Source organism: Microbacterium resistens, from assembly GCF_021172025.1.
Taxonomy (GTDB): domain Bacteria; phylum Actinomycetota; class Actinomycetes; order Actinomycetales; family Microbacteriaceae; genus Microbacterium; species Microbacterium resistens.
The window spans coordinates 874,364-897,344 of the sequence record NZ_CP082781.1 but is presented as its reverse complement, the minus strand read 5'-3'; the positions used below and the strand labels follow the sequence as shown (position 1 = coordinate 897,344).

The 22,981-nt window shown below is 69.7% G+C and carries 18 protein-coding genes and 1 tRNA gene; 15 read left to right on the top strand and 4 right to left on the bottom strand.

Annotation, left to right across the window (positions count from 1 at the left end):
- Positions 1 to 2 precede the first annotated feature (2 nt).
- From trpB to K8F61_RS04245, 7 genes are all read left to right on the top strand, one after another.
- Complete coding sequence (gene trpB / locus K8F61_RS04275) at positions 3 to 1,217, top strand: tryptophan synthase subunit beta (protein WP_231820792.1); 1,215 nt, start codon at positions 3 to 5, stop codon at positions 1,215 to 1,217.
- Complete coding sequence (trpA, locus tag K8F61_RS04270) at positions 1,214 to 2,002, top strand: tryptophan synthase subunit alpha (RefSeq protein WP_231820791.1); 789 nt, start codon at positions 1,214 to 1,216, stop codon at positions 2,000 to 2,002. The genes trpB and trpA overlap by 4 nt, the downstream gene beginning before the upstream one ends.
- Before the next feature lie 18 nt (positions 2,003 to 2,020).
- Positions 2,021 to 3,019, top strand: coding sequence for a prolipoprotein diacylglyceryl transferase (gene lgt, locus K8F61_RS04265; protein WP_231820790.1), 999 nt, complete (start codon positions 2,021 to 2,023; stop codon positions 3,017 to 3,019).
- A gap of 136 nt (positions 3,020 to 3,155) precedes the next feature.
- Positions 3,156 to 7,676: a glutamate synthase large subunit gene (gene gltB, locus K8F61_RS04260; protein WP_219084737.1), complete on the top strand. Its 4,521-nt coding sequence runs from the start codon at positions 3,156 to 3,158 to the stop codon at positions 7,674 to 7,676.
- Positions 7,669 to 9,135, top strand: a complete 1,467-nt coding sequence (locus tag K8F61_RS04255) for a glutamate synthase subunit beta (RefSeq protein WP_231820789.1) — start codon at positions 7,669 to 7,671, stop codon at positions 9,133 to 9,135. Before gltB ends, K8F61_RS04255 begins: the two co-directional genes overlap by 8 nt.
- Positions 9,136 to 9,194: 59 nt before the next feature.
- A complete protein-coding gene (gene pyk / locus K8F61_RS04250; RefSeq protein WP_067243363.1) occupies positions 9,195 to 10,643 on the top strand; it encodes a pyruvate kinase in 1,449 nt (482 codons plus the stop codon).
- A gap of 84 nt (positions 10,644 to 10,727) precedes the next feature.
- Positions 10,728 to 10,810, top strand: a tRNA-Leu gene (locus tag K8F61_RS04245).
- Positions 10,811 to 10,917: 107 nt separating this feature from the next.
- On the opposite strand, the gene K8F61_RS04240 is transcribed toward K8F61_RS04245, so the two are convergent.
- Both K8F61_RS04240 and K8F61_RS04235 read right to left on the bottom strand, forming a co-directional pair.
- Positions 10,918 to 12,048 carry a radical SAM protein gene (locus tag K8F61_RS04240; protein ID WP_231820788.1) on the bottom strand — a complete coding sequence of 377 codons (1,131 nt, stop codon included), beginning with the start codon at positions 12,046 to 12,048 and terminating at the stop codon, positions 10,918 to 10,920.
- 560 nt (positions 12,049 to 12,608) lie between these two features.
- Entirely contained in the window at positions 12,609 to 13,118 is a 510-nt protein-coding gene (locus tag K8F61_RS04235) for a GNAT family N-acetyltransferase (protein ID WP_231820787.1), read from the bottom strand.
- Between the two features lie 93 nt (positions 13,119 to 13,211).
- Between K8F61_RS04235 and K8F61_RS04230 the strand changes: the two genes are divergently transcribed.
- The 3 genes from K8F61_RS04230 to K8F61_RS04220 all read left to right on the top strand — a co-directional run bounded on the left by K8F61_RS04230 (position 13,212) and on the right by K8F61_RS04220 (position 14,781).
- Complete coding sequence (locus K8F61_RS04230) at positions 13,212 to 13,838, top strand: ANTAR domain-containing response regulator (protein WP_067243365.1); 627 nt, start codon at positions 13,212 to 13,214, stop codon at positions 13,836 to 13,838.
- Positions 13,839 to 13,840: 2 nt separating this feature from the next.
- The gene (locus K8F61_RS04225; RefSeq protein WP_231820786.1) at positions 13,841 to 14,377 is read left to right on the top strand and encodes a GNAT family N-acetyltransferase; all 537 of its coding nucleotides are present in this window, start codon (positions 13,841 to 13,843) and stop codon (positions 14,375 to 14,377) included.
- Between the two features lie 71 nt (positions 14,378 to 14,448).
- Positions 14,449 to 14,781 (top strand): hypothetical protein, encoded by a 333-nt coding sequence (locus tag K8F61_RS04220; protein WP_231820785.1) that lies wholly within the window; start codon positions 14,449 to 14,451, stop codon positions 14,779 to 14,781.
- Between the two features lie 13 nt (positions 14,782 to 14,794).
- On the opposite strand, the gene K8F61_RS04215 is transcribed toward K8F61_RS04220, so the two are convergent.
- Positions 14,795 to 15,223, bottom strand: coding sequence for a hotdog fold thioesterase (locus K8F61_RS04215; protein WP_219084703.1), 429 nt, complete (start codon positions 15,221 to 15,223; stop codon positions 14,795 to 14,797).
- Positions 15,224 to 15,268: 45 nt separating this feature from the next.
- Here K8F61_RS04215 and polA point away from each other — a divergent pair, with 45 nt between their 5' ends.
- The 5 genes from polA (at position 15,269) to yczE (ending at position 22,242) form a co-directional block, all read left to right on the top strand.
- Positions 15,269 to 17,902, top strand: a complete 2,634-nt coding sequence (gene polA / locus K8F61_RS04210) for a DNA polymerase I (protein WP_231820784.1) — start codon at positions 15,269 to 15,271, stop codon at positions 17,900 to 17,902.
- Between the two features lie 20 nt (positions 17,903 to 17,922).
- Positions 17,923 to 19,608, top strand: coding sequence for a DUF885 domain-containing protein (locus tag K8F61_RS04205; protein ID WP_231820783.1), 1,686 nt, complete (start codon positions 17,923 to 17,925; stop codon positions 19,606 to 19,608).
- A 93-nt stretch (positions 19,609 to 19,701) separates the two neighbouring features.
- Positions 19,702 to 20,742, top strand: coding sequence for an LLM class flavin-dependent oxidoreductase (locus tag K8F61_RS04200; protein WP_219084700.1), 1,041 nt, complete (start codon positions 19,702 to 19,704; stop codon positions 20,740 to 20,742).
- A gap of 73 nt (positions 20,743 to 20,815) precedes the next feature.
- Positions 20,816 to 21,592 carry an SGNH/GDSL hydrolase family protein gene (locus tag K8F61_RS04195; protein WP_231820782.1) on the top strand — a complete coding sequence of 259 codons (777 nt, stop codon included), beginning with the start codon at positions 20,816 to 20,818 and terminating at the stop codon, positions 21,590 to 21,592.
- A complete protein-coding gene (yczE, locus tag K8F61_RS04190) occupies positions 21,589 to 22,242 on the top strand; it encodes a membrane protein YczE (RefSeq protein WP_231820781.1) in 654 nt (217 codons plus the stop codon). The genes K8F61_RS04195 and yczE overlap by 4 nt, the downstream gene beginning before the upstream one ends.
- Positions 22,243 to 22,433: 191 nt before the next feature.
- On the opposite strand, the gene K8F61_RS04185 is transcribed toward yczE, so the two are convergent.
- Positions 22,434 to 22,934 (bottom strand): DUF2127 domain-containing protein, encoded by a 501-nt coding sequence (locus K8F61_RS04185; RefSeq protein ID WP_231820780.1) that lies wholly within the window; start codon positions 22,932 to 22,934, stop codon positions 22,434 to 22,436.
- Positions 22,935 to 22,981 lie beyond the last annotated feature (47 nt).

Sequence of the window (22,981 nt, the reverse complement as noted above, 5' to 3'; positions counted from 1 at the left end):
GCGTGAGCCTGCGCGACCAGCCCGGACCCCTTTTCGGCGACTTCGGCGGGCGGTACATGCCCGAATCGCTCATCGCCGCGATCGACGAGCTCACCGAGGCGTACGAACAGGCCGTCGCCGACCCCGCCTTCCAGGCGGAGCTCACGGCGCTGCTGCACTCGTACGCCGGACGTCCGTCGCCGATCACGGAGGTGCCGCGCTTCGCGGAGCACGCCGGTGGCGCCCGGGTGTTCCTCAAGCGCGAGGATCTCAACCACACGGGGTCCCACAAGATCAACAACGTGCTCGGCCAGGCGCTCCTGACCAAGCGCCTCGGCAAGACGCGCGTGATCGCGGAGACCGGGGCCGGACAGCACGGCGTGGCGACGGCCACGGCGGCCGCGCTGTTCGGCTTGGACTGCACGATCTACATGGGCGAGGTGGACACCGAGCGTCAGGCGTTGAACGTCGCGCGGATGCGACTGCTGGGCGCCGAGGTGGTGCCGGTCACGACCGGCTCGCGGACCCTCAAGGACGCCATCAACGACGCCTACCGGGACTGGGTGGCCAGCGTCGAGACGACCAATTACATCTTCGGCACCGCCGCAGGTCCCCACCCGTTCCCGGCCATGGTCCGCGACTTCCAGAAGATCATCGGCGAAGAGGCCCGAGCGCAGCTGGTCGAGGAGGCGGGGCGCCTTCCGGATGCGGTGGTCGCCTGCGTCGGCGGCGGATCCAACGCGATCGGCATGTTCGACGCCTTCCTCGACGACGAGGGCGTCCGGCTCTACGGGGTCGAGGCGGCCGGCGACGGCGTCGACACCGACAAGCACGCGGCGTCCATCGAGCGCGGACGCCCCGGCGTCCTCCACGGCGCACGGACCTTCGTCCTCCAGGACGAGGACGGCCAGACGATCGAGTCGCACTCGATCTCCGCCGGCCTCGACTACCCGGGCGTCGGGCCGGAGCACGCCTGGCTCGCCGCGATCGGGCGGGCGGAGTACATCCCGGCGACCGATGACGAGGCCATGCAGGCTCTCCGCCTGCTGAGCCGCACGGAAGGCATCATCCCCGCGATCGAGTCCGCCCACGCCCTGGCCGGCGCGATCCGTCTCGGCCGCGAGCTCGGGCCGGACGCCGTCATCGCGGTGTGCCTGTCCGGCCGCGGCGACAAGGACATGGACACGGCCGCCCGCTACTTCGATCTGTACGACGACGAGGAGGGCGGCACGGCATGAGTCGCGTGGAAGAAGCGATCCAGCGCGCCCATGCCGAGGGACGGGGTGCGTTCATCGGATACCTCCCGGTGGGCTACCCGGACCTGGACACGAGCATCCGTGCGGCGATCACGCTCGCCGAGAACGGGGCCGACGTCATCGAGCTCGGCCCGCCCTACAGCGACCCGGTGATGGACGGCGCCATCATCCAGGAGGCCACGCAGGCCGCGCTGGCCGCGGGATTCCGCATGCGGGACCTGTTCACGGCTGTGCGGGCGATCACTGCCTCCGTCGACGTGCCGGTCGTGGTCATGACCTACTGGAACCCCGTCGTGCAGCACGGGGTCGACCGCTATGCGGACGACCTGCGCGACGCGGGCGGCGCCGGGCTGATCACTCCGGACATCACCCCCGAGGCCGCGCAGGAGTGGATCGACGCGAGCACGCGGACCGGCCTCGACCGGATCTTCCTGGCGGCACCGACCTCCAGCGACGAGAGACTCGACCTCGTGGTCGGCGCGTCCACCGGGTTCGTCTACACGGTCTCGACCATGGGGATCACGGGAGAGCGCGCCGAGCTCGACCGCGCGGCGCGGACGCTCGTCGAGCGTCTGCGGGCACACGGCGCGCACCGTGCGTGCGTGGGCATCGGCATCTCGAACGCCGAGCAGGTGGCGGGTGTCCTGGAGTACGCCGACGGCGCGATCGTCGGCACGGCGCTCGTCCGGGCGCTCCGCGACGGCGGGGTCGAGGGGCTGGCGGAGACCGCGCGCGCCCTGGCGGCCGGAACGCGTCGCGCCGAGTGACCCCGTAGACTCGTTCGCATGTCCTTCGCGCTCCAGAACGCCCTCTCGGGCGTGGTCGCCAGCATCCCGAGCCCGCCGGTCAGCTTCATCGACCTGGGTCCGCTGCGCATCCACTTCTACGCCCTCTGCATCATCACCGGCATCATCCTGGCCGTGCTGATCACGAACCACCGCCTCACGAAGCGCGGGGCGGAGCCCTGGGTCGTCATCGACATCGCCATCCTCGCCGTCCCGCTGGCGATCATCGCGGCGCGCATCTTCCACGTGCTGACCCACCCCGGCTTCTACTTCGGGCCGGGCAAGAACATCTGGGCCGTCTTCTACATCTGGGAGGGCGGCATCGCGATCTACGGCGCCCTCATCGGCGGCGCGATCGGGGCGTGGCTCGGGTGCAAGTGGAGCGGGATCCGGTTCTGGACGTTCGCGGACGCCCTCGCGCCCGGCCTTCTCCTCGCGCAGGCGATCGGCCGTTTCGGCAACTGGTTCAACCATGAGCTGTTCGGCCTGCCGACCGACCTCCCCTGGGGGCTGGAGATCGAGTCCACGAACCCAGCGTTCCCGGCGGGCCTGGCCGAGGCCACGCTGTTCCACCCGACGTTCCTGTACGAGGTCATCTGGAACAGCCTCGGCGTGATCGTCCTGCTGTGGCTCGGCCGCAAGCTCTTCTTCCAGTGGGGCAGGCTTTTCGCGGTCTACCTCATCTGGTACGGCGCAGGACGCATCGTCTGGGAGTCGATCCGGATCGATCCGAGCGAGATCTACCTCGGACTGCGCACCAACGTCTGGGCCGCGATCATCGGCGTCGTCGTCGGCATCGTGATCCTCGTGGTCCAGTCCCGCCGCCACCCGGGCATCGAGCCCTCGCCGTACATGCCCGGCCGAGGACGCAAGGACGCTGATGTAGAATCGGCGGACAGCTTGGACTTCGTCGACGTGAGCGCTCCTCCGTCCGACGAGGTCACCGCAGGAGCCTCAGCCACAAGCACCGCTCCCACGGACGCGGAAGGCACCCGTTAGCCGCACGTCCGTGAGGACTCCATCCCCCTCTGCCCGGCCAATGACGTCCCCGGGTCATCTCGAGATCTGAGGACGGTAACTGGTGTACTTCCAGCCTCCCTACGGCGCCTCCGGCGCATACCCCCCGAAGCAGGGGATGTTCAACCCCGCGTTCGAGAAGGACGCGTGCGGCCTGGCCATGGTCGCCACGCTCCGCGGCACGCCGGGTCACGACATCATCGCGCTGGCTCTGGAGGCCCTGCGCAACCTGGAGCACCGCGGGGCCATCGGCTCCGACGCGGGAACCGGGGACGGCGCGGGCATCCTCACGCAGATGCCGGATGCCTTCCTTCGCGAGGTCGTGCCGTTCGCTCTCCCCGATGCGGGGGAGTACGCGGCCGGCCTCGCTTTTCTGCCCCGGGACTCCGGGGCGCGACGTCAGCAGAAGGCGGGGATCGAGCGGATCGCCCGGGAGGAGGGGCTGACGGTCCTCGGCTGGCGCGGTGTCCCGACCGCGAACGAGCACCTCGGCAAGCTCGCCGACGAGGCCCGCCCCGCCTTCGAGCAGCTCTTCGTCTCCGCTCCCGCCGGAGATGCCGGCGAGGCCCCCTCCGGGATCGCCCTGGACCGTCTCGCCTACCGTCTGCGCAAGCGCGCCGGGCATGAGCTGGACGCTTACTTCGTCTCGCTGTCGAGCCGCACGCTCGGCTACAAGGGCATGGTCACGACCCTCCAGCTGGAGCCGTTCTACCCGGACCTGCAGGACGAGCGGTTCGCGTCCGAGCTCGCGGTCGTGCACTCCCGCTATTCGACCAACACCTTCCCGTCGTGGCCGCTGGCGCAGCCGCTGCGCATGCTCGCCCACAACGGGGAGATCAACACCGTCGGCGGCAATCGCAACTGGATGCGCGCCCGTCAGTCGCAGCTCGAGTCCGAGCTCCTCGGGGACATGCGCCCGCTGCTGCCGATCTGCACCGACGGCGCCAGCGACTCGGCCTCGTTCGACGAGGTCCTCGAGCTGCTGACGCTCACCGGACGGAGCCTTCCGCACGCCGTGATGATGATGGTGCCGGCCGCCTGGGAGAAGCAGGCCGACATCGACCCGCAGCTGCGCGCGTTCTACGAGTACCACTCGAACCAGATGGAGCCGTGGGACGGTCCCGCCGCCCTCATCTTCACCGACGGCACTCTCGTCGGCGCGACCCTCGACCGCAACGGCCTGAGGCCGGGCCGATGGACGGAGACGACCGACGGCCTCATCGTCATCGGCAGCGAGACCGGCGTCCTGGAGTTCGCACCGGAGCGCATCAAGCGCCGGGGCCGGCTGCAGCCGGGAACCATGTTCCTGGTCGACACCGCCCAGGGGCGCATCGTCGAGGACGAGGAGGTCAAGCGCGACCTCGCCCGCATGCACCCGTGGCAGGAGTGGCTGGATGCCGGGTCCGTCCGGCTGGCCGACCTCCCCGAGCGGGAGCACATCGTGCATCCGCCGGCATCCATCACCCGCCGCCAGCGCACCTTCGGCTACACCGAGGAGGAGGTGCGGATCCTGCTGACCCCGATGGGGCAGACCGGTGCCGAGCCGCTCGGCGCGATGGGCAGCGACACGCCCATCGCCGTCCTCAGCAAGCGGCCCCGGCTGTTGTTCGACTACTTCGTCCAGCAGTTCGCACAGGTCACGAACCCGCCGCTCGACGCGATCCGTGAAGAGGTCGTGACGAGCCTGCGCCTCGGTCTCGGCCCGGAGCGGAACCTGCTGAGCTGGAGCCCCGAGCACGCGCGCACCGTGACCCTGGACTTCCCGGTCATCGACAACGACGAGCTTGCGAAGATCCGTCACATCGACAAGGCCCTTCCCGACCGGTCCAGCGCGACCATCAAGGGGCTCTATCACTTCGACGCCGGCGCGCACACGATGCAGGAGCGCCTGGCGCAGATGTGCGCCGAGGCGGACGAGGCGATCGCGCGGGGCGCCGAGTTCCTCATCCTCTCGGACCGCGACTCCAACAAGGATCTCGTGCCGATCCCGTCGCTGCTGATGGTCGCGGCCGTGCACCACCACCTCATCCGGAACGAGAACCGGATGAAGGTCGGCCTGATCGTCGAGGCGGGCGACGTCCGCGAGGTGCATCACGTCGCCACCCTCATCGGCTACGGCGCGTCCGCGGTGAACCCCTACCTGGCGATGGAGACGGTCGAGCACCTCGTGCGCACGGGCTTCATCACGGGCCTGACCCCGGAGAAGGCGGTCCGCAACCTCATCTACGCGCTCGGCAAGGGCGTGCTGAAGATCATGTCCAAGATGGGCATCTCCACCGTGTCCTCGTATGCGGGCGCGCAGGTGTTCGAGGCCGTCGGGCTGAGTCAGGAGTTCGTCGACGCGTACTTCACCGGCACCGAGACGAAGCTCGGCGGGATCGGGATCGAGGACGTCTTCGCCGAGAACCAGGCGCGCCACGACTTCGCCTACCCGGAGGACGCCGCCGCGCGGGCGCATGAGCGCCTGTGGACGGGCGGCGAGTACCAGTGGCGCCGGGACGGGTCGCCGCATCTGTTCAACCCCGAGACCGTCTTCCGGCTGCAGCACTCCACCCGCACCCGCCGGTATGACGTGTTCCGTGAGTACACGAAGCTGGTGGACGATCAGTCGCGGGAGCTCAAGACCCTGCGGGGGCTCTTCGAGCTGCGCACGGGCGAGCGCCCGGCCGTGCCGCTCGACGAGGTCGAGCCCGTCTCGTCGATCGTGAAGCGCTTCTCGACCGGCGCCATGAGCTACGGCTCGATCTCGCAGGAGGCGCACGAGACGCTCGCGATCGCGATGAACCGTCTGGGGGCCAAGTCGAACACCGGCGAGGGCGGGGAGGACCCCGAGCGCCTGGTGGATCCGGAGCGCCGCAGCGCCATCAAGCAGGTCGCCTCCGGCCGGTTCGGCGTCACGAGCCAGTACCTCACCGAGGCGGACGACATCCAGATCAAGCTCGCGCAGGGCGCCAAGCCCGGGGAGGGCGGCCAGCTGCCGCCCCAGAAGGTGTACCCCTGGGTGGCGCGGACCCGGCACGCGACGCCGGGCGTGGGACTCATCTCCCCGCCTCCGCACCACGACATCTACTCGATCGAGGATCTGAAGCAGCTGATCTTCGATCTCAAGCGCGCGAACCCGACGGCCCGGATCCACACCAAGCTCGTGAGCCAGTCGGGCATCGGGGCGGTCGCCGCCGGCGTCGCCAAGGCGCTCAGCGACGTCGTCCTCGTGTCCGGTCATGACGGTGGCACGGGCGCGAGCCCGCTGAACTCGCTGAAGCACGCCGGCACCCCCTGGGAGCTGGGTCTCGCCGAGACGCAGCAGACGCTCATGCTCAACGGCATGCGCGACCGTGTCGTCGTCCAGGTCGACGGCCAGCTCAAGACCGGCCGGGACGTCGTCATCGGCGCCCTGCTGGGCGCGGAGGAGTTCGGCTTCGCCACGGCGCCGCTCGTCGTCAGCGGGTGCATCATGATGCGGGTCTGCCACCTGGACACCTGCCCGGTGGGCGTGGCCACCCAGAATCCCGTGCTGCGGGAGCGTTTCACGGGCAAGCCGGAGTTCGTGGTGAACTTCATGGAGTTCATCGCCGAGGAGGTCCGCGAGATCCTCGCCCAGCTCGGATTCCGCTCGCTCGACGAGATCATCGGACGCACGGACCTGCTGCGCACGGATGCAGCGGTCCGGCACTGGAAGACGGAGGGACTGGACCTCGCCCCGATCCTGGAGGGTCCGGAGTTCCCCGCGAGCGAGCCGCGCCGCAGCGCACGCGCGCAGGACCACGAGCTCGAGAAGCACTTCGACGCCGCGCTGCTCGAGATCGCCGCCGAGGCGCTGGAGGACAAGTCCCCGGTCGTGCTGGAGCTGCCGATCCGCAACACCGAGCGCGCGGTCGGCACCATGCTCGGCCATGCCGTGACCGCTCGCCATGGCGCGGCGGGCCTGCCCAGGGAGACGATCGACATCACCCTGCACGGGACCGCAGGACAGTCCCTCGGGGCCTTCCTGCCGCACGGCATCATCCTGCGGCTCGAGGGCGACGCCAACGACTACGTGGGCAAGGGGCTCTCAGGCGGCGACATCACGATCAGACCGCCCCGGGAGGCGACGTTCGCTCCGCACCGCAACGTCATCGCCGGCAACGTCATCGGATACGGTGCGACCGGCGGGACGATGTACATCTCGGGCGTCGTCGGCGAGCGGTTCCTCGTGCGCAACTCGGGAGCCACCGCGGTCGTCGAGGGCGTGGGCGACCACGCGCTCGAGTACATGACCGGGGGCGTCGCCGTCATCCTCGGACGCACCGGCCGCAACCTCGGAGCGGGCATGTCGGGGGGCGTCGCCTACGTGCGGGGGCTGCGCGCCGACAGCGTCAACGCGCAGTCCCTCGATACGGGAGAGCTGACGCTCGAGCCGCTGGATCGCGCCGATCTGGAGGTCCTGCGGAGTCTGCTCGTCGAACACGTCGAGCGCACCTCCTCGCCCTTGGGCGAGGAGATCCTGTCGGACTTCGAGCGCGAGGCGTCCGAGTTCGTGAAGGTTCTCCCGCGCGACTTCGCGGCCGTGCGCCGCACGCGCGAGGAGGCCGAGGCCGCGGGGCTCGACCCCGACGGCGACATCGTGTGGAACCGCATCCTGGAGGTGACCGGTGGCTGACCCCAAGGGCTTCCTTAAGGTGACGGAGCGGGAGCTTCCCGCTCGTCGTCCCGTCCCCGTCCGCATCATGGACTGGAAGGAGGTGTACCAGCCCGGCGACACCGCGGTGCTGCGACGCCAGGCCGGCCGGTGCATGGACTGCGGCATCCCGTTCTGCCACTCGGGCTGCCCGCTGGGCAACCTCATCCCGGAGTGGAACGACCTGACCTGGCGCGGCGAAGGCCGCGCGGCGAGCGAGCGCCTCCACGCCACGAACAACTTCCCGGAGTTCACCGGACGGCTGTGCCCGGCACCCTGCGAGAGCGCCTGCGTGCTCGGCATCAACCAGCCCGCCGTCACGATCAAGCAGGTCGAGGTCTCGATCGCCGACGATGCCTTCGCCAAGGGCTGGATCGAACCGGAGCTTCCGGCGCGCCTGACCGGGAAGACGGTCGCGGTCGTGGGATCGGGCCCGGCAGGACTCGCCGCCGCACAGCAGCTGACCCGCGCGGGCCACACGGTGGCGGTCTTCGAACGCGACGACCGCATCGGCGGCCTGCTTCGCTACGGGATCCCCGACTTCAAGATGGAGAAGGGCATCCTGGACACCCGTCTCCGGCAGATGCAGGAGGAGGGCACGCGTTTCCGTGCGGGCGTCGAGATCGGCGTCGACATCTCCTGGGACGACCTGCGCGCCCGCTACGACGCGGTCGTGGTCTGCACCGGATCGACGGTCCCGCGCGACCTGCCGATCCCGGGACGGGACCTCGACGGGATCCACTTCGCCATGGAGTACCTGGTGGAGTCGAACAAGGCCGTCGCGGGCGACCCGGTGCAGAACCAGATCACCGCGGAGGGCAAGCACGTCGTCGTCATCGGCGGCGGCGACACCGGAGCGGACTGCATCGGCACGGCTCACCGGCAGGGGGCGCTCAGCGTCACGAACCTGGCGATCGGCCGTCAGCCGGGCACGGCGCGGCCCGAGCACCAGCCGTGGCCCATGATGCCGACCGTGTTCGAGGTCCAGTCCGCCCACGAGGAGGGCGGGGAGCGCGTCTATCTCGCCTCGACCGTGGAGTTCCTCGCCAACGACGCCGGCGAGGTCCGAGCCCTGCGCGTGGCGGAGACGGAGTTCGTCGACGGTCGCCGGGTCCCGAAGAGCGGGACCGAGCGGGAGATCCCCGCGGACCTCGTCCTCATCGCGATGGGCTTCACCGGTCCGGAGCAGGACCGGTTCGGCGGCGACACGCGGCCGCGGTTCACGGAGCGCGGGGTGCTCGCGCGCGACGACGAGTACGCATCGACGGAGAGCGGCCTGTTCGTGGCCGGTGACGCCGGCCGCGGCCAGTCGCTCATCGTGTGGGCGATCGCCGAGGGGCGGGCCGCCGCGGCAGGTGTGGACCGCTATCTGATGGGGGAGACGGTGCTGCCGGCCCCGGTCCGACCGACCGATCTCGCTATCGGCCTCCAGCCCGCGTAGGCTGGGGCCGGCAGCGTGGCCGCAACATCCATCCCCCTCGAACACTCGGAGACACAGCTTTGAGACGTGCCAAGATCGTCGCCACACTCGGACCCGCGACCTCGACGTATGAGACCGTGCGGGCCCTCATCGATGCGGGGGTGGACGTCGCACGACTGAACCTCAGCCACGGCGACTACTCCGTCCACGACAACAACTACGCGAACGTGCGTCGCGCCGCAGAGGACGCGGGGCGAGCCGTCGCGATCCTCGTGGATCTGCAGGGCCCGAAGATCCGGCTCGGCAAGTTCGAGGGCGGCCCGTACGAGCTCGAGGTCGGGGACATCTTCAAGATCACGACCGAGGACATCATCGGCAACCGGGAGATCTCCGGCACGACGTTCAAGGGTCTGCCGCAGGACGTCAAGCCCGGGGACTTCCTCCTCATCGACGACGGAAAGGTGCGCGTCGAGGTCGTCGAGACCGACGGCACCGTCGTCACCACGCGCGTGGTCGTCGCCGGCGCCGTCTCGAACAACAAGGGCATCAACCTTCCGGGCGTCGCGGTGAACGTGCCGGCGCTCAGCGAGAAGGACGAGTCGGACCTGCGCTGGGGCCTGCGCTCGGGCGCCGACCTGATCGCCCTGTCCTTCGTGCGCAACGCGCAGGATGTCGAGCGCGTGCACGAGATCATGGCGGAGGAGGGCTTCCGCGTCCCCGTCTTCGCGAAGATCGAGAAGCCCCAGGCGGTGGACAACCTCGAGGAGATCGTGGCGGCCTTCGACGGCATCATGGTCGCCCGCGGCGACCTGGGTGTCGAGCTTCCGCTCGAGGCGGTGCCGATCGTGCAGAAGCGCGCCGTGGAGCTCGCGCGCCAGAACGCGAAGCCGGTCATCGTCGCGACCCAGATGCTGGAGTCGATGATCTCGAGCCCGGTGCCCACGCGCGCGGAGACGTCGGACGTCGCCAACGCGGTCCTGGACGGCGCGGACGCCGTGATGCTGTCCGGCGAGACGAGCGTGGGGGAGTACCCCGTCGTCGTCGTCGAGACGATGGCGCGCATCATCGAGTCCACCGAGGAGCACGGCCTGGAGCGGATCCTTCCGCTCACCAACAAGCCGCACACCCAGGGCGGGATCATCACGCTCGCCGGCGAGGAGGTCGCCGAGTTCGTCGGCGCGAAGTACATCTGCGTGTTCACGCAGTCGGGCGATTCGGCGCGACGTATGTCCCGCCTCCGCTCCCGGATCCCGATGCTCGCCTTCACCCCGGAGCCGAGCATCCGGCGTCGCCTTGCGATCACCTGGGGGATCCGCTCGGTTCTGGTCGACGTCGTCGAGCACACGGACATGATGTTCCACCAGGTCGACGAGTACCTTCTCGGCCAGGGACTCGCCGCGGAGGGCGACAAGGTGGTGGTGATCTCCGGATCGCCTCCCGGGATCATCGGCTCGACCAACGACATCCGCGTCCACAAGGTGGGCGACGCGGTGGGCGGCGCGGCGCCGGTCTACAAAGCGCAGGCGTGATTCGTCCGGAGGGGCGGGGCTTCGGCTCCGCCCCTCCGTCGTCCTGCGAAGCGGCCGGCATCGCTGCGATAGGCTCGTCTGCGGGCCGGCGTGGCGGAATGGCAGACGCGGAGCACTCAAAATGCTTTGTCCGAAAGGGCGTGTGGGTTCGAGTCCCACCGCCGGCACCGACGGCGATGGGCCGCGAACCCTGCAGGGATCGCGGCCCATCGTCACGCCGCCCCTCACGGACGGGGAGCGTGCCGCCGGTGTCGGACGGTGCGATGGGCGGCGTTCACCCGTTCCCGCGACCGACGGCGAGCGGGATCACCGGTGAGGACGCGGCGCCCCCACCCGTACCCCGGCCGCCGGGGGCGAGATATCTCGCATGCAGCTGACCGCAGGCCGCATCGATTCGGGAACCGAGCTGCCGTCGCCTGGTCGCGTGGACGCCGTGGGCGGTCAGCGTCTCGACGAACGCGTCGACATCGCGAGACGACGGCGCACGGTACTCGGGAGCGGCGCCGGCCGCTTCGTTGTAGCGGATGACGCTCACGTGGAACAGCTCCGGCCGCGCACGGGCGGACACCAGCTCGACCAGCGCGCGGGCATGGTCGTCGCTGTCGTTGACACCGGCGATCAGCAGGTACGCGAGATAGACCTTGCGACGGCTCAGAGCGACGTGCCGATCGAGGATGTCGAGGTTCTGTGCGAGCGGGAATCGCCGCTCGAGGGGGATGATCCCCTCTCTCTGCTCCGGGTACGCCGAGTGCACCGACAGAGTGATCGTCAGCTGAGGATGCTCGGTGACCAGACGCTCCAGGTTCGGTGCGAACCCCACCGTGGACACGGTGATCCTCCGCGCCGACATGCCGGCGTACGCGCTGTCCGTCAGCAGCGTCAGCGCATCGAAGAGGTGCGGGTTCGCGAGCGCCTCGCCCATCCCCATGAAGGCCACGCTGGCCGGTCTCGGCAGCTCGGCCCTGGTCCACCAGGGATGCATGACCTGAGCGACCATCTCGTCGGCGCTGAGGTTGCGGATCAGCCCGACAGCACCGGTGGCGCAGAACGTGCATCCCAGGCCGCAGCCGGCCTGGGAAGAGATGCACATCGAGTCCCAGCCGTCTCGATAGTGCGAGACCACGGTCTCGATGCGTGCGCCGCTCTCCGATGCGAACAGCACCTTCTCCACTTGTTCGTCGCGTTGGCGATCCAGGACCCGGAGGGGGTGCAGCAGGGCGCCGAACGTCTCCGTCAGCTCCTGACGCAGGCGGAGAGGGAGGGCGTGGACATCGGCGAAGGTCTCCGCGGTGGATCCTTTCCATGCGGTGATGAGCTGCGCGAACCGGAACGACGGCTCGCCGGACTGTGCGAGGTGGTCGCGGATCCGCATCCAGCGGCTCCGCGTGGTCAACGACAGGCCCATGCTCCACCGTCCTTTCGGAGCTGGATCTCGTAGGGCCGGGACAGGCCGGGAGGCGGCGTCGTGCCCGGGGCGCGTCCGGGTCGTGGGGCGGGGAGAGAGGTGCGGTCGTGCATGGCGGTGCCTTTCATCGGCGAGAGCGGGCGCCAGGGGACTGGCAGGGCAACCGACGACGGAACCGTGAGACGGAGCGCACTCTGGGGCGCGGCAACGGCGGGAGGACCGGGGTCCGATGAGGCGCGCGGCGCGAGAGAGCCCCGCGCGGGGCGTCCCGCACGGAAGCGACGTCGGGCAGGCCGAACATGCCGGTGGCTACCGCACCACGCACGCATCCGTGCCTCGCGGAGCGGGTCTGTGCGCGACGGAGAAGGGTCGATCACGCGCGCGGGAGATGCCCGCACGGGGAGGAGCCACCGATGCTCGGCGGCTAGGCTCTGTCGACCTCGATCATCTCCACGGCCCCGATCATACCGGCGTCGCGATGTCCGTGATGGCGTTCGGCGCCCTTCCCCGCCGGCGGTGCACCGGCACCGGGCGCTCGCTTCTCGGCGAGGCCCGCGTCGTCAGGTCCGGGTGAACCGGTGCATCGCGTCCTCGTCGGACGGATCCGGATCGAGGCCCTGATGGGACCACCCGACGGCGGTGAAGAACGCGAAGGCGCCGGGGTTCTCCTGGTCCACGTAGGCGACCCACGCGTCGTTCGCGGGATGTCCCGGCCACGCGAGCGCGGCGTCCAGTGCGCGGCGTCCCAGGGAGCTGCGGCGCCGCGCCGGATCCACGGCGAGGTCCGTGACGGCGTGGGGGAGACCGGCGGCCCCGTGGTCGGCGCCGCCCCACACGATCCCGATCAGCGCCACGGGCGCGCCCGTGCCGGAATCGGCACCGGGCTCCTCGACGACGAGCTCGACCCCGTCGGTCTCGGTCAGCACATGGTCCAGCCATTCCTCGTCGAGGGGACCGAGCTCGCGGTCGAGCGTCTCGTCCTCGAACCACCGCTGGACCCAGCCCCAGTCCGAGCGCCGGAACCGGCGCACCGTCAGCGGCGCGGTCGAGGAACGGAGGGAGCCGGTCACGATCGAAACGATAGCCGAAACGGTCAGGCGGCGATCCGGCCGACGCGGGGCGCGCGACCGCCGGGAGGGAGAGGCGTCCCCTAGAATGGATCCGTGACCGAGCAAGCACAGCCTGAGCAGCCCGAGACCCCGACGTCCACCGCGCCCCGCCGTGTCGTCGTCGCGGAGGACGAATCGCTGATCCGCCTCGACATCGTCGAGATCCTCCGAGACAACGGCTTCGACGTCGTCGGCGAGGCGGGGGACGGCGAGACGGCTGTCCAGCTCGCCACGGAGCTGCGCCCCGATCTCGTCATCATGGATGTCAAGATGCCCCAGCTGGACGGGATCAGCGCGGCGGAGAAACTGCACAAGGGCAACATCGCCCCGGTCGTGCTGCTCACCGCGTTCAGCCAGAAGGAGCTCGTGGAGCGGGCGAGCGAGGCCGGCGCCCTGGCCTACGTCGTGAAGCCCTTCACCCCCAACGATCTCCTCCCCGCGATCGAGATCGCCCTGGCCCGCCACGAGCAGATCATCACCCTCGAGGCCGAGGTCGCCGACATGGTCGAGCGCTTCGAGACCCGCAAGCTGGTCGACCGCGCGAAGGGCCTCCTCAACGAGAAGATGGGCCTGAGCGAGCCCGAGGCGTTCCGCTGGATCCAGAAGGCGTCGATGGATCGCCGCCTGACGATGCAGGACGTCGCCAAGGCGATCATCGAGCAGCTCGCCCCCAAGAAGTAGGGGTGGATCTCGGTGACGGACTCCGGCTCCGGCTGATCCGTCCCGGCGACGGCGTCGAGCTCGCGAAGGCCTATTCGCGAAACCGTGCGCACTTGGAGCCCTGGGATCCGGTTCGCGCTCCGGCGTTCACCGCCGAGCACCAGGAGGCGCAGGTCGGGCTTTCGCTGCGCGAAGCGGCCGAGGGGCGCAGCGCGAGGTTCCTCCTCTTCGACGACGGGGGACGCGTCCTCGGGCGGGTCAACCTCAACAACATCGTCCGCGGCGCGTTCCACAGTGCCGATCTCGGCTACTGGATCGACGCATCGCTCGCGGGACGCGGCATCATGCGCCGCGCTGTCTCCCACGTGCGCGCGCATGCGCAGGAGCACCTGGGGCTGCACCGGATCCAGGCCGCGACGCTGGTGCACAACGTCGGCTCCCAGCGCGTCCTGGAGGTCAACGGATTCCGGCGGATCGGCCTGGCTCCCCGCTACCTGCGGATCGCGGGGGAGTGGCAGGACCACCTGCTGTTCCAGCGCTTGCTCGAGGCCTCGCGCTGACGGTGTGTGACTTGTCCACAGAGCGCTCTCGCACCCGGGAAGCCGCCCGCCGCTCGGTGTATCGTCGGGACATGCCCGCCGCCCCCTCGAACAAGGACCTTCTGATCGATCGTCACTCGAACGACATCGACGACCTGTACGAGCTCCTCGCTGCAGTGGACAAACGGCTGGAGGCTCACGACGCTCGTTTTGACGGGATCGACAAGCGCCTTGACGGGATCGACACCCGCCTTGACGGGATCGACACCCGTCTGGACGGGATCGACACCCGTCTGGACGGGATCGACACCCGTCTGGACGGGATCGACACCCACCTGGACGGGATCGACACCCACCTGGACGGAATGACCGCCCAGTTGAGCGAGGTGATCGCGATCCTCAGAACGCCGTCCGGGAACGCGTAGCCGCGATCAGAGATCACGCCTCTCCCGGCACGTCCTTGATCATGTTCGTGATGCGGATGGTCGAGCAGCGGCGGCCCTGATCGTCCGTGACGACGATCTCGTGGACCGTGATGCTGCGCCCGAGGTGCACCGGTGTACAGACCCCGGTCACGACACCGCTCGTGGCCGAGCGGGTGTGCGTGGCGTTGATGTCGACGCCGACCGCGAGACGCCCCGGGCCGGCGTGGAGATTGGCGGCCATCGAGCCGAGCGATTCGCCGAGGACGACGTACGCGCCCCCGTGCATGAGCCCCACCGGCTGCGTGTTGCCCTCGACCGGCATCGTGGCTACGCAGCGCTCGAGCGAGAACTCCGTGAACCGCATCCCCATCTTCTCGGCGAGCGCCCCCATGCCCCGGGCCGTCGCCCACTCGAGTCCCTCGCTGGTGGCGGCGTCGGTCATTCTTCCTCCTCGGCGGGTGTCCGTGCTCCTCGTTAGGCTGGCAGGGTGACGGACTCCGCAAAGCCTACCCTCATGGTCGTGGACGGCCATTCGCTCGCTTACCGCGCGTTCTTCGCGCTCCCGGTCGAGAACTTCACGACCAAGGACAACCAGCACACCAACGCCATCTACGGCTTCCTCTCGATGCTGGTCAACCTCATCAAGGCCGAGCGGCCGACGCACATGGCGATCGCCTTCGACACGTCCCGCCAGTCCTTCCGCACCGAGGAGTATGCCGAGTACAAGGCGACCCGCTCCGAGACGCCGCAGGAGTTCCGCGGTCAGATCCCGCTTCTTCAGGACTGCCTGGCCGCGATGTCGATCCCCGTGCTCACGAAGGAGCAGTTCGAGGCGGACGACATCCTCGCCACGCTGGCGACGCAGGGAGCCGAGCAGGGCTATGACGTGCTCGTGGTCTCCGGCGACAGGGACACGATCCAGCTGGTCACCGACGAGGTGACGCTGCTGTATCCCTCGGTGCAGGGGGTCTCGCAGCTCAAGCGCTACGACCCCGTCACCGTCCAGGAGCGTTACGGCGTCCGCCCGGAGCAGTATCCGGACATCGCCGCCCTGGTCGGGGAGACGAGCGACAACCTGCCCGGGGTGCCCAAAGTGGGCGAGAAGACCGCGGTCAAGTGGCTCACGCAGTTCGGCTCGCTGGACGAGCTTCTCCGCAGGGCGGACGAGATCAAGGGCGTGGTGGGCGGGAACCTCCGCGATCACATCGACGACGTCCGGCGCAACCGCCGGCTGAATCGACTGCTCCGCGACGTCGAGCTGCCTGTGGGCCCCGCGGACCTCGCGGTCACGCCCATCGATGCCCAGGCGGTGCGGGACATCTTCGCGCGCCTGGAGTTCCGGACTCTTCTCCCGCGCGTCTTCGAGGCGATGACGGACGGCGAGTCGCACGAGGACCCGGCCACGCAGGTCAGCGTGCCTGCGGCCCGCGAGGTCGACGCCGCTGTGCTCGCCGACTGGATCTCCGGGGTGAGCGGCGAGGTCGCCGTCACGCTGACCGCCGCCGCCGGTGTGCCGTCGCGCGTGGGCCTGTCCTCCGGTGACGACCTCGTGGAGACCGACTGGAGCGATGCTGTGCAGGCCTCCCTTCAGCCCTGGCTGGAATCCGACGCGCCGAAGCTCTTCCATGACGCGAAGCCGCAGGTGAAGGCGCTGCGGACCGCGGGCGTCCGGCTCGGGGGCCTCGCCTACGACGCGGGGCTCGCCGGGTGGCTTCTTCGCCCCAGCTTCCCGGACAAGACCCTCGCAGACCTCGTGGACCGCTACCTGGGCGAGAAGCTGCCCGTCGCGGATCCGAGCCAGCTCGTCCCGGAGACCGAGGGCGCCACACCCGCGCAGCTGTCGTGGTTCACTCAGCGGGTCATCGCCGCCCTGCGGGAGGACCTCCCTGACGATGTCGACCGCGTGCTGCGGGAGATCGAGCTGCCCACGCTGCTGGCGCTGGCGGACATGGAACTGGCCGGTGTCTCGGTCTCCCACGACAAGCTGTCGTCGTTCTCGAAGGAGCTCGGGGAGCGGGCCGACCGCATCGCCCAGGAGGCCTTCGGGATCATCGGGCGGGAGGTGAACCTGGGTTCCCCGAAGCAGCTGCAGGAGGTGCTCTTCGAGGATCTTCAGCTCCCGAAGACCCGCAAGACGAAGACCGGCTACTCCACGGACGCGGCGGTCCTCGCCGACCTGCAGGAGGTCAACCCGCACCCGTTCCTGGGCTTGCTTCTGCAGCATCGCGAGGCCACGAAGCTGCGCCAGATCATCGAGTCGCTGGACACCGCGATCCGTGAGGATCGGCGGATCCACACCACCTACGTGCAGACCGGGAGCCAGACGGGCCGCCTGTCGAGCACGGACCCGAACCTGCAGAACATCCCGGTGCGCACCGAGGAGTCACGCCGGATCCGCGCCGCGTTCGAAGTGGGCGACGGATTCGAGTCGCTGCTCACCGCGGACTACTCGCAGATCGAGATGCGGATCATGGCGCACCTCTCCGGCGACGAGGGGCTCATCGAGGCGTTCAACTCCGGCGAGGATCTGCATCGTTTCGTCGGCGCGCGTGTCTTCGGCGTCGATCCGCAGGATGTGACCGCTGCGATGCGCACCAAAGTCAAGGCGATGTCCTACGGCCTCGTGTACGGTCTGAGCGCGTTCGGGCTGTCCAAGCAGCTGCGCATCGAGCAGGCCGAGGCCAAGCAGCTCATGCTCGAGTACTTCGCCCGTTTCGGCGCGGTCCGCGATTACCTTCGCGCGTCGGTGATGGCGGCGAAGGAGGTCGGGTACACGGAGACGATCTTCGGCCGCCGCCGCCCCTTCCCCGACCTCTCCAGCCCCAACCGCGTCCTGCGCGAGAACGCCGAGCGCGCCGCCCTCAACGCGCCCATCCAGGGCAGCGCCGCCGACATCATGAAGATCGCACTGTTCCGGATCCACGCGGATCTCCTCGACCGTGGGCTCGGATCCCGCGTGCTCCTGCAGATCCACGACGAACTCGTGGTCGAGATCGCGCCGGGGGAGTGGGACGCGGTCGAGGAGATCGTGCGCGACCGCATGAGCGGCGCTGCGACGCTGTCGGTACCCCTCGACGTGCAGGTCGGACGCGGAGCGGATTGGAACGAGGCCGCGCACTGACCGGCGCTACGCTCGTGTCCATGACGGAACAGACACCCGCCCCGCGCACCCCTTCGGCCATCGACCAGGTGGCCGAGAAGTGGGTGGACACGCTCGTCGAGCTCTCGCCGACCCTGGCGACCTACATCGGCCGCAACGAGGCCAACGGCCGGCTGGACGATCTGAGCCCCGACGGTCACGCGCACACGATCGAACAGACTCGGCGCGCCCTCGACGCGCTCGAGGCCCTGGAGCCTGCGGACCACGTGGACGAGGTCACGAAAGCGGACCTGAGCGCCGAGCTGCGCCTCGAACTCGAGTTCGACGCCGCCCGGTGGCACCTGCGCGACCTCAACGTCATCGCGTCGGCCGCGCAGGACTTCCGTCAGGCGTTCGACCTCATGCCGACGGCCACGGCGGATGACTGGGCGGTGATCGCCGAGCGTCTGTCCGCCGTCCCCGAAGCGCTCGGCGGATATGTGGCGACCCTGCGTGAAGGGATCGCGCAGGGCGTCGTCCCCGCGCGTCGACAGGTCGTCGAGGTGGCCACCCAGATCGCCCGCTACACGGCCGACGACGGCTTCTTCGCGGGCTTCGTCGCCGAAGCGGCGCCCGAGACCGGGCAGCTTCCGGCGTCCCTCGCCCGTGAGCTGGGGGAGAGCTCGGCCGCCGCGCGCGTGGCCTACGACGAGCTGCGCACGTTCCTCACGACGGAGCTCGCACCGGTCGCGGCAGACGATGACGCCGTCGGCCGGGAGCTCTACGCGCTCGCGTCCCGGCGGTTCCTGGGGGCCACGGTCGACCTGGACGAGACCTACGAATGGGGGCGCGAGGAGCTCGATCGGATGATCGCCGAGCAGACGGCGATCGCGCACGAGATCCTGCCCGGCGCGACCGTGGAGGAGGCCGTCGCGCACCTCGAGGCGGATCCCGCGCGCAAGCTCGTCGGCACCGAGGCTCTGCAGCGCTGGATGCAGGAGACGAGCGACCGGGCGATCGCCGAGCTCGGGGCGACGCACTTCGACATCCCGGAGCAGATCCGACGGCTGGAGTGCATGATCGCGCCGACTCAGGAGGGCGGCATCTACTACACCGGTCCGACGGACGACTTCTCCCGTCCGGGCCGCATGTGGTGGTCCGTCCCCGAGGGCGTCACCGAGTTCGACACCTGGCGCGAGCTCACCACGGTGTACCACGAGGGCGTTCCCGGCCATCATCTGCAGATCGCGCAGGCGACCTACAATCGCGCCGAGCTGAACACCTGGCGCCGGGTGCTCGCGGGCACATCCGGCCACGCGGAGGGCTGGGCGCTGTACGCCGAGCGGCTCATGGAGCAGCTCGGCTACCTCGACGATCCGGCCGATCGGCTGGGCATGCTGGACGGACAGCGAATGCGGGCCCTGCGCGTGGTCCTCGACATCGGCGTCCACCTGCGCAAGCCTCGTCTGGACGGCGAGGGCGTCTGGGACCACGACTACGCCCTCGACATGATGCGCCGGAACGTGAACATGTCGGACGAGTTCCGGCAGTTCGAGGTGAACCGCTACCTCGGCTGGCCCGGGCAGGCGCCCTCCTACAAGGTCGGCCAGCGCATCTGGGAGCAGGTCCGCGATCACGTCAAGGCGGCCGAGGGCGACGCGTTCGACATCAAGGCGTTCCACAAGCGGGCGCTCGACATCGGCGGGGTCGGCCTCGACACCCTGCGCTCGGTCTTCGACGCGGGGTGAGCCGATGCGTTCCCGCTGCCAGGACTCACCGCCGGCAGCGGGAATGCGCGGGCCCTTCCCGAGGTTTATGCACCTGAATAGGAAGGGCGATCCATGGACGCGAAGGACATCGAGTTCGGGCTGGACACGTTCGGAGACGTGACCCGCACTCCCGAGGGGGAGCTGCTCACCGCTGCGGAGACCATCCGCAACATCGTCGCCGAGGCCGAGCTCGCCGACGCCGTCGGCGTGGACTTCTTCGGCATCGGGGAGCATCATCGCCCGGAGTTCGCGGTGTCGTCGCCCGAGATGGTGCTGGCCTCGATCGCCGCTCGGACCTCCCGGATCCGCCTCGGCACCGCCGTCACCGTGCTCTCGTCGGACGACCCCGTCCGCGTCTACGAACGCTTCGCCACACTCGACGCGCTGTCGGACGGGCGTGCGGAAGTGGTCCTGGGCCGGGGATCGTTCGTGGAGTCCTTTCCGTTGTTCGGTTACGACCTGCGTGACTACGACACCCTGTTCGAGGAGAAGCTGGAGCTGTTCGTCGAGCTCCTCAAGGAGGAGCCGGTGACCTGGTCGGGGACGATGCGCGCCCCGCTGGAGAACGCCGACGTGCACCCCAAGACCGCGAACGGGCTGCGCACCTGGGTGGGCGTGGGCGGCAGTCCGGAGTCCGTGGTCCGGGTCGCGCGTCATGGCCTCGGTCTGATGCTGGCGATCATCGGTGGGCCGGCGGCGAGGTTCCGCCCGTTCGTCGACCTGTACCACCGCTCCGTGCGCAGCTTCGGCACGACCGAGCACCCCGTCTCCGTGCATTCGCCCGGCCACATCGCGGACACGGACGACGAGGCCTGGGACACCGCGTACCCCGGCTTCGAGGAGATGCGCAACACCATCGGGGCGGAACGCGGCTGGGGTCCGTACAGCAGGGCGCAGTTCCAGCAGGAGGTGGGTCCCGCGGGCGCGGTCTACAGCGGCTCTCCGGATCGCGTCGCGCGGAAGATCGCGGACACGATCACGACGCTGGGGATCGGTCGGTTCGACCTCAAGTACGCCACGGGGACGCTCTCGCACGAGGCGATGATGCGCAGCATCGAGCTCTACGGGACCGAGGTCATCCCTCGGGTCCGGCGTCTTCTCGCGGACGCCTGATCGGGCGCGGACGGCGCCCAGCGACCGGCGCCGCGCGCATCCTTAGGCTCCTCCCACGCCGTAGGCTGAGAGGATGAGCGCCGTCCGCTATGTCGCCATCGGAGACTCCTTCAGCGAGGGGGTGGGCGACGAGCTGCCGGACGGCCGAGTGCGCGGCTGGGCGGATCTCGTCGCGCAGGGATGGGCGGATCAGATCGGCGCACCGATCTCCTATGCGAACCTCGCGATCCGCGGAAAGCTCGCGTGGCCCGTCGTGGAGGAGCAGCTGGAGCCGGCGCTGGCGCTGGGACCCACGCATCTGTCGTTCAATGCCGGCGGCAACGACATGCTGCGTCCCCGGACGGACGTCGAGCACATTGCGGACGCGTTCACCCGCGTGCTGCGCCGATGCGACGAGACGGGGACGACGCTGATCGTCCTGTCCGGAGCCAATCCGTCGGGGCAGCTGCCGATGGGGGACCTGATCCAGCGCCGCGGGGACGAGCTCTCCGCCGCGGTCCTCCGGAGGATCCAGGATCGCCCGGACGTGATCCGCGCTCTGAACTGGCCGGATCGGGAGCTCAGCGCGTCGCAGTACTGGGCCGACGACCGCCTGCACATGAACTCGTACGGCCATCACCGCGTGGCCGCCCGCGTCCTGGAGGCTCTGGGAATCGAACCGCCGGAGTCCTGGTGGCGCCCCTCGGACGCTGCGGCGCGCGCGGCGATGACGTCCTGGCAGTACTATCGGGCGCACGTCGGCCCGTGGATCGGTCGCCGCCTCACCGGGCGATCCTCCGGCGACGGCCGCCCGCCCAAGCACCCTTCCTGGGTGGAGGTCACGCCGCACGGCCGCACGGATGCGGCGTGACCGCCCGGTTCGCCGGTCGACGACTCCCGCGCAGGATCACCCAGCTCGTCGTCGGACTGTTCCTCTACGGGATCGGCATCGCGTTCATCGTCCGCGCCGGCCTCGGCGCCGCACCGTGGGACGTGCTCAGCCAGGGGCTGTCGCATCACGTGCCGCTGACGTTCGGCGCCATCACGATCCTCGTCAGCATCGTCGTCCTCCTGCTGTGGATCCCGATCCGCCAGCGCCCGGGGATCGGCACCCTGCTCAACGCGCTCCTGGTGGGGCCCGCCGCGGACGTCGGGTTCCTGGTGATCCCCGTCGCGAAGGATCTGTGGGTGCAGATCCTCCTGTTCCTCGTCGGTCTGCTGGTGCTGGCGGCGGCCACCGGGCTCTACATCGGTGCGCATTTCGGTCCCGGGCCCCGAGACGGGCTGATGACCGGGCTGCACCGTCGCACGGGCTGGCCGATCTGGATCGTGCGCACCGGAATCGAGGTGGCCGTGGTCGCGATCGGCTGGGTCCTCGGCGGCACAGTGGGCGCCGGGACGGTGGCGTTCGCGCTGCTCGTCGGGCCGTTCTGCCAGCTCTTCCTCCGCATGTTCACAGTGCGGCTCGCCGGGGGAGTGCCCGGGACCGACGGCGCTCCCGGCGCACCGCGGCCCGCCTGACACTCTTCGCGCTGGTCGTCGCCGCGCTGATCGCGCGTCCCGGCGGACGACGCACCGGATGCGGTCCGTCGGAGCGAGGTCCCTCCGTGCGGGCGAGTGCCGCGTCCTCGCGCCAACCGTCCGGGGCGTGAACGCCGAGGATGTACAGTGGCGCGGAGCAGTTCGCCCAGCTCCCGTAGTGCTCCGGCCGGTCAGCCCGCGATCACGGCGGCGGTCACCCGGCGGCGGCGCAGCTGCCACTCCCGCAGCGTCAGCGCGATGATGAACAGGTCGAACACGGTCAGCGCGAGCATCCACCAGCTGAAGTGGACGGCGAGTTCGTAGCACTGATACGCGATGAAGAGCCCCAGGGCGACGATCATCCACGGGTAGGCCCAGAGCTTCTCCCGAAGCAGCGCCCAGACGAGGACCACCTTGATGATCCCGTGCAGGAGCAGGTACACCGCGGCGAACACGGTGGCCTTCGTGTCCAGCGCATCCGCCAGATGAACGAACCACTGCCACAGGGGCGAGTGCTCATGCCCGACGACCAGGTGAGCCGTGAGCCCGGTCCACCACGTGCGCACCCACACGGGATCGATGAACAGCAGGGCGATCCCGCCCACCAGCTCGAGGACCCCGTTGATCCCTTTGAGAATGATGCTGACCTCGAACACCCGGTCGAGCACGCGATGCTGCGGGGAGACCTTCATAGCGCGATGGTATCGACACCGGTGACGACCCCGTACGTGCCTGTCGG

Bases quoted from the DNA above. Each gene is read 5' to 3' on its own strand.
- K8F61_RS04215 (WP_219084703.1), bottom strand. From the start codon at position 15,223: ATGACCGACGCCGCCACCAGCGAGGGACTCGAGTGGGCGACGGCCCGG.
- K8F61_RS04220 (WP_231820785.1), top strand. From the start codon at position 14,449: ATGCCCGCCGCCCCCTCGAACAAGGACCTTCTGATCGATCGTCACTCG.
- lgt (WP_231820790.1), top strand. From the start codon at position 2,021: ATGTCCTTCGCGCTCCAGAACGCCCTCTCGGGCGTGGTCGCCAGCATC.
- K8F61_RS04200 (WP_219084700.1), top strand. From the start codon at position 19,702: ATGGACGCGAAGGACATCGAGTTCGGGCTGGACACGTTCGGAGACGTG.
- K8F61_RS04195 (WP_231820782.1), top strand. From the start codon at position 20,816: ATGAGCGCCGTCCGCTATGTCGCCATCGGAGACTCCTTCAGCGAGGGG.
- K8F61_RS04185 (WP_231820780.1), bottom strand. From the start codon at position 22,934: ATGAAGGTCTCCCCGCAGCATCGCGTGCTCGACCGGGTGTTCGAGGTC.
- gltB (WP_219084737.1), top strand. From the start codon at position 3,156: ATGTTCAACCCCGCGTTCGAGAAGGACGCGTGCGGCCTGGCCATGGTC.
- K8F61_RS04205 (WP_231820783.1), top strand. From the start codon at position 17,923: ATGACGGAACAGACACCCGCCCCGCGCACCCCTTCGGCCATCGACCAG.
- trpA (WP_231820791.1), top strand. From the start codon at position 1,214: ATGAGTCGCGTGGAAGAAGCGATCCAGCGCGCCCATGCCGAGGGACGG.
- K8F61_RS04240 (WP_231820788.1), bottom strand. From the start codon at position 12,048: ATGGGCCTGTCGTTGACCACGCGGAGCCGCTGGATGCGGATCCGCGAC.